The sequence below is a fragment of the Parasphingorhabdus sp. genome (assembly GCF_036964675.1).
In the GTDB taxonomy this organism is placed as follows: Bacteria; Pseudomonadota; Alphaproteobacteria; order Sphingomonadales; family Sphingomonadaceae; genus Parasphingorhabdus.
The window spans coordinates 1-7,099 of record NZ_JBALTF010000083.1; the positions used below are offsets into that span (position 1 = coordinate 1).

General features: G+C 57.5%; 4 protein-coding genes and 1 pseudogene. All 5 read right to left on the bottom strand.

All coding sequences use genetic code 11. The annotated features are described in order from the left end of the window. Window positions 1–894, bottom strand: a pseudogene (locus V7665_RS12145) (NAD-dependent DNA ligase LigA); the annotation flags it as partial. Window positions 895–1,108: 214 nt separating this feature from the next. Beyond that, a complete protein-coding gene (locus V7665_RS12150; protein ID WP_335664800.1) occupies window positions 1,109–1,513 on the bottom strand; it encodes an endonuclease domain-containing protein in 405 nt (134 codons plus the stop codon). 511 nt (window positions 1,514–2,024) lie between these two features. Then, the gene (gene recN / locus V7665_RS12155; protein WP_335664801.1) at window positions 2,025–3,689 is read right to left on the bottom strand and encodes a DNA repair protein RecN; all 1,665 of its coding nucleotides are present in this window, start codon (window positions 3,687–3,689) and stop codon (window positions 2,025–2,027) included. Window positions 3,690–3,745: 56 nt separating this feature from the next. Beyond that, the gene (locus V7665_RS12160; protein WP_335664802.1) at window positions 3,746–4,531 is read right to left on the bottom strand and encodes an outer membrane protein assembly factor BamD; all 786 of its coding nucleotides are present in this window, start codon (window positions 4,529–4,531) and stop codon (window positions 3,746–3,748) included. A gap of 284 nt (window positions 4,532–4,815) precedes the next feature. Then, a partial coding sequence (gene pnp / locus V7665_RS12165; protein ID WP_442955224.1) for a polyribonucleotide nucleotidyltransferase occupies window positions 4,816–7,099 on the bottom strand: 2,284 nt, incomplete at its 5' end.

The window sequence follows — 7,099 nt, forward strand, 5'->3', positions numbered from 1 at the left end:
CGCGTCGAGCGTTTCAAACCGCTGTACCAAAGGCGAAACCGGCACGCCCCAGCTTTCGATTGCCTTCATGACGTCCAGCGCGGTCTCGCCCGGCAAGTCGCTATGCACCCCCCAGCCATGCGCCCAGAATTTCAGCGGCCGTTTCGCGGTGACATTGGCATCCTTCTGCCGCAGCGAACCCGCGGCCGCGTTGCGCGGATTGGCAAATTGACGGATTTTCTCGGGATCGAACTCGATGCCCTTGGCCAGCGCATCGGCCCTGCCCTCGTCCATCAACCGCTCGTTGAGCCCGGCGAAGTCGGCCTTGGCCATGTAGACTTCGCCGCGGATTTCGAACAGGTCGGGGATGGGGTGGGAACCCGTTAGCCCTGAGCTTGTCGAAGGGCGCTTCTCGTCCGAGAGGCGTGGTTCGACAGGCTCACCACTAACGGATAATCGCTGCGGAATATCCCCAATCATCCGCACATTGGCGGTAACATCCTCGCCAACCTGCCCGTCCCCGCGCGTCGCCGCCAGCACCAGCTCGCCCTTTTCATAGCGCAAGGAGCAGGACAGCCCGTCAATCTTGTCCTCCGCCGTCACCGCAACCGGCGCGCCCTCGTCCAGATTCAAGAAGCGCCGCACCCGCGCCAGCCATTCGCCGATATCCTCGTCGGAAAAGCCGTTGTCGAGGCTCATCATCCGCTGCTCGTGCTTGACCTTCGACAAAGGCGAAGCCGCCACCGCCGCCCCGATCAGCCGGTTCGGACTATTCTCCCGCACCAGATGCGGAAACGCCTCCTCCAACTCATTATTCCGCCGCACCAGCGCATCATAATCCGCATCGGAAATTTCCGGCGTGTCCTCGGCATGATAGAGCTTGTTATGCTTCGCGATTATGCGCGCAAGGCGCATCAGTTCGTTGGCGGCATCGGCTTCGGAGAGGGTCTCAACCGGAGTGGCGGTCACTAAAAGCCCCTCCTCTTCAGAGGAGGGGTTGGGGCGGTGCGCCAGCATCGCTCGCGTAGCGACAAGCGGCACGAAACCACCCCAACCCCTCCTTTAAAAAGGAGGGGCTTAAGAAAGCCTAGACAATCACTAGCGGCTTGAGATTTAGAGAGGCTTTTAATCACTTTAGCTCCTCTTCTTTAGAGATTGGGGTGGTGCCGGCCTGACGCAATCTCCACCGATCCGGAGTTTCCTCCAACACACCCACCAAAGCCAACAAAACCCCGTCCATATTCCCCATCACATCCAAATTGGTAAAACGCACCGTCCGATATCCCCTGTTCCGCAACCGATCATCGCGCTTGAAATCGGCCTCCACATCATGCGTATCACCATCCACTTCAACAATCAGCTTTTTAAGCGGGCAAAAGAAGTCGGCGATATAATAATCGATCACCGACTGGCGGCGGAACTTATGGCCCGCCAGCTGCGACGCGGATAAATGCCGCCACAACCGCTTTTCCGGTTCGGTAGGATTGAGCCGCATCTCCCTTGCACGGGCAAGAAGGGTGGCGCGATCAGTCACTGCCTGAGCCCCTCCTTTTTAAAGGAGGGGTTGGGGTGGTTTCTCTCGTCAAAGAGCCGTCCCCCTAGTTTCCCACACATTTCCGTCGGCCCCACCTGAATTCGCTACGCGAGCGATGCTGAAGCACCGCCACCACCCCAACCCCTCCTCTGAAGAGGAGGGGCTTAAGCGGGCGCGTCTGCATCTAGAAGCATCCGAGTCATTTTGCATTTCCCGTTTTCAATCTTATATTCCAGTCGATACTGAAACCCTCCCGTAACATAGCCAATGTGACAAATTATCGGTGGCTTGCCCTCAAAATTGACAATAATTTTACCGGATCCATCGCTTTTAACAGACCTGCGGCCAACGAATATCTTTCCGTTTTGCTCCATAGGAGATTCGACGCCGTAAAGCTCAAGCACTGCACCAGTTGGCTTTAATTCTCCTGCATCAACTTGAAAAATTCCAGGCTCTGGAGATGAACAGCCGAAAAGCAGGGATGCTAAGAATAGCGTTAAAACTACCCTCACTAAACCCCCTCCAGCAACCGATCCGCCTGCGCCCTGGCCTCATCCGTCACATCCGCACCGGACAGCATCCGCGCAATCTCCTGCCGCCGGCCTTCATCGTCCAGCGCGCTGACATCGGTGCGCGATACGGTGCCGCTGAGCGACTTGTTGATCAGCATATGCGCGTCACCCTTGGAGGCGACCTGCGGGCTGTGGGTCACGACCAGCAATTGCGCGCCCTTCGACAGCCGCGACAGGCGGTCGCCGATCGCCGAGGCGACCGCGCCGCCGACGCCGCGGTCGACTTCGTCAAAAATGATCGTTTTCAGTCCATATTCTTCCGCCAAAGCGACTTTTAAGGCCAAAATGAACCGCGAAAGTTCACCACCCGACGCAATTTTGCCCAAAGGTGCCAGAGGCGCGCCCGGATTGGTCGAAATCAGAAACTCGATCCGGTCTATTCCGCCTTTATTCCAATGCTCTTCGGCCAATTCTTCAAGCAAAGTCTCAAATCTGGCCGCGTCGAGCTTGAGCGGTGCCAGTTCGCCAGCCACCGCTTTGTCCAGCGCCTTCGCCGCCTTGGCCCGCTGCGCCCGCAGGCTTTCCGCCGCCGCAATGTAGGATTTCCTGGCGCTGGCCAAAGATGCTTCCAATCCTTCCAGCGTCTTGCCGCCATCGCTGATCGCCGCCAGCTTGTTCTGCAATTCGCCGAGCAGGTCCGAAAGCCTGTCCGGCTCCACCCGATGCTTGCGCGCCAGCCCGCGCAGATCGAACAGCCGGGTCTCCATATCGTCGAGTCGCTGCGGGTCGAAACTGAGCGCGTGGGCCGCTTCGTTGAGCTTGTCCTCGGCGTCGGTAGCATCGATGATCGACCGGTCGAGCGCCTCCAGTGCCTCTTTCAGCAAAGGGTGATCCTCGGCAATCCGGTCGAGCCGCCGCGCCGCTGCCCGCAGCGAGGCCAGCCCGCCATTGGAGCCATCAAAGGCAGAGCGAATCGCCTCGAGATCGCCGGTCAGCTTCTCGCCCTTCATCATCGTCGCCCGGCCCAGCGCCAGTTCCTGTTCCTCGCCCGGTTGCGGCGCGAATTTGGCCAGTTCGGCGACGCTATGCTCGAGATATTCGCGGTCCTGCTCCGCCGATTCCTGATCCTGTTTCGCCTGTTCCAGCGCGGTTTTCGCCGCCTGCCAGGCGTCAAACGCGTCACCAACCGCATGGCCTTCAACACCGGCAAAAATATCGAGCAGCGCCCGGTGTCCCTTGGCGTTGATCAGGCCGCGATCATCATGCTGGCCATGGATTTCAATCAGTTGCCCGCCCACGGTCCGCAGCAGAGTCGCCGAACAGGGCTGATCATTGATGAAAGCGCGGCTGCCACCATCGGCCTTGACCGATCGCTTGATGATCAGCGGCTCGCCGGGTTCAATTTCAATATCATTTTCGGCGAGCATCCTGGCCAGCCTGCTATCGGCAACCGGTGACGCGAAACTGGCGGTAACCTGAGCCTTTTCGGTGCCCTGGCGAACCAGACCGCTATCCGCCCGATTGCCGAGTGCCAGCCCGAGACTGTCGAGCAGGATCGACTTGCCGGCACCGGTTTCCCCGGTCAGCACGGTGAGGCCCGACCCGAACTCGAGGTCAAGCGCCTCAATCAGTACAATATCGCGGATGGAAAGGGACTGCAGCACAATACCCTCCTAAAACACGTTTACCTTAGCTGCAACGCATTGCAGCACATGTGATGCTAAGTGGCACCATGTTTGTTGACCAGCTCATAAGCGCGCTCATACCATTTGGTGCCCGGATAGTTGGCGCCCAGCACAGCGGCGGTTTTCTTCGCTTCCACCGGAACACCCAGCGCAAGATAGGATTCGGTGAGTCGCATCAGCGCTTCTGGCGTATGGGTGGTGGTCTGATATTTCTCGATCACCGTCCGGAAGCGGATGGTGGCGGCGAGCCACTTGCCGCGACGCTGGTAAAAGCGGCCGATTTCCATTTCCTTGCCGGCCAGATGGTCATTGACCAGATCCATTTTCAATGTCGCATCGGCGGCATAGCGGCTATTGGGATAGCGACGGGCAACCTCACCGAGAGCCGACAGCGCCTGTTCGGTGATCTTCTGGTCACGGGTGACATCGCTGATCTGCTCATAATAGCAGAGCGCGATCAGATAATAAGCGTAAGGCGCATCCTTGTTGCCCGGATGAATCGACAGGAAGCGGCGGGACGATTCCGTCGCCTTGTTATAATCGCCAGCGAGATAATAGCTGAATGCGCTCATCTGCTGCGCGCGGCGAGCCCAGGGAGAATAGGGATGCTGGCGCTCGACTTCGTCGAACAGCGCAGCGGCAATCTTGTACTGACCGCGGTCAAGCCGATCTTTTGCCGCATTGTACAGCGTGTCGACGTCGCGCGCGACGTATTTTGTGTCGGAACCGCGACCACCGCTGCCGCCGCCAAGCAGTGCACAACCGGAAAGCAGCGTAGCTGAGAGACCGATAACGGCCCATTTGATAATGTGTTTTGTCATATGCCTGACCTCTTAACCGCTTGTTTTCGTCCAGCCAAGAATAAAGCAAAAAAAGCCACTGGAGCAGATCGACACTCCCTGTTCTGTTGGAGCTTTACCAGACATTAATCCGGCGATCCGGCGGCATTTTTTCTCGTGATAAAATTGAACCCCGGTCGATTTGCCCGGGGCAAATAGAAGCCCGCGATCCAACATATGGAATGGGGATTGGTTCGCGCCCTCTGCCAGACAAAGAAAAGGGCCCGGATCGCTCCGGGCCCCTTGCTGTTTCATTTTGCGAAAATCTAGTCTTCGGTGATCGAAGCAGGCAATGGAATATCACCGCCGCCTTCGTCCTTTGGACCATCATTGTTCCGGCCACGTCCGCCGCCGTCACGGCCACGTCCGCCACCATCGCGTCCACGACCACCGCCGCCGCCAGCGCCGTCACGGCGCGGTCCACGGGGCTTGTCACCGCGTGGTTCGCGTGCAGGACGGGTGTCCTCCAGCTCTTCACCGGTTTCCTGATTGACAACCCGCATCGACAGGCGAACCTTGCCGCGCTGGTCGATTTCAAGAACCTTGACCTTGACTTCCTGGCCTTCGCTCAGTTCGTCAGAGACTTTTTCGACGCGCTCATTCTTGATTTCAGACACGTGGACTAGACCGTCCTTGCCGCCCATGAAGTTCACGAATGCACCAAAGTCGACGAGGTTCACAACCTTGCCGTCATAGACTTTGCCGACTTCGGCTTCTTCGACAATGCCCTTGATCCATGCGATTGCCGCATCAATCTGGGATTTGTCGGAAGAAGAAACCTTGATCAGGCCTTCATCGTCAATATCGACCTTCGCTCCGGTTTCCGCAACGATTTCGCGAATCACCTTGCCGCCGGTACCAATAACTTCACGGATCTTCTCTTTGTTGATCTGCAAGGTTTCGATACGCGGAGCATGTTCGGACATTTCGGTACGAACGCTGTTCAGCGCCTTGGCCATTTCACCGAGGATGTGAGCACGACCGCCACTGGCCTGTTCCAGAGCAGACTTCATGATTTCCTGCGTGATGCCGGCTACCTTGATGTCCATCTGCAAGGACGTAATACCCTTTTCGGTACCCGCAACCTTGAAGTCCATGTCGCCGAGATGATCTTCGTCGCCGAGAATGTCGGACAGAACCGCAAATTCTTCGCCTTCGAGGATCAAGCCCATCGCAATACCGGAGACCGGACGCGTCAAAGGCACGCCGGCATCCATCATCGCAAGCGAACCGCCACAAACGGTCGCCATCGAAGACGAACCGTTGGACTCGGTAATGTCGGAGAGTACCCGGATCGTATATGGAAAATCTTCCACTGTCGGCAATACCGGACGCAGCGCGCGGAAAGCGAGCTTACCATGGCCGGTTTCGCGGCGGCTGGTAAATCCGAAACGACCAACTTCACCAACCGAATAGGGAGGGAAGTTATAGTGCAGCATGAAGTTGGTGTAGCTCAAACCATCAAGCCCATCGATCATCTGCTCGGCGTCTTTGGTGCCCAGGGTCGTGGTCACGATTGCCTGTGTTTCACCACGGGTGAACAAAGCCGAACCGTGGGTCCGCGGCAGCAAGCCAACCATGGCTTCGATCGGGCGAACCTGATCGAGCTTACGGCCATCAATACGGGTACCATCCTTGATGATTGCACCGCGAACGATTTCGGCTTCCAGCTTCTTGACCATCTTGCCGGCGGTCATCTGAGTCTGGCCGTCTGCATCGGCATATTTTTCTTTGGCTTTGTCGCGAACCTTGTTCAGCGCGTTGCTACGCTCTGATTTGTCGGTTTTCTTGTAAGCCGCAGCAATATCTTTTCCGACCAGCTTGCGCAGGGCGTCCTTGATGTCGCTATTGTCTTCGCCAGCATCAAGCTGCCAAGGCTCTTTCGCAGCCTGTTCCGCCAGATCGATGATCAGGCCGGCGACCTGCTTGGATGCATCATGGGCAAATTGCACAGCACCGAGCATGATTTCTTCGGAAAGCTCTTGCGCTTCCGATTCAACCATCATCACGGCGCCCATTGTTCCGGCCACAACCAGATCAAGTTCACCTTCAGCGACTTGATCCATGCTTGGGTTCAGCTGATATTCGCCTTCCTTGTAACCGACGCGAGCCGCACCGATCGGACCCATGAAGGGAACGCCGGAAATGGTCAGCGCAGCAGAAGCTGCAACCATTGCCAAAATGTCGGGCTCGTTGATGCCGTCATAGCTCATCACCTGACAGATCACGTTGATTTCGTTGAAGAAACCTTCGGGGAACAGCGGACGGCAAGGACGGTCAATCAAACGCGATGTCAGCGTTTCTTTTTCCGTCGCACGGCCTTCGCGCTTGAAGAAACCGCCCGGGATACGACCAGCGGCTGAGAATTTTTCCTGATAGTGCACGGTGAGCGGGAAGAAATCCTGCCCTTCGCGTACCGATTTGGCGGCGGTGACTGCGCACAGCACAACCGTTTCGCCGAGGGTCGCGAGTACTGCGCCATCAGCCTGACGGGCAATACGGCCCGTTTCGAGGGTGAGGGTCTGTCCGCCCCACTCCATTTCAACTTTC

Excerpts from the sequence above, each read along its gene's own strand:
- V7665_RS12160 (WP_335664802.1), bottom strand. The coding sequence starts at position 4,531 with ATGACAAAACACATTATCAAATGGGCCGTTATCGGTCTCTCAGCTACG.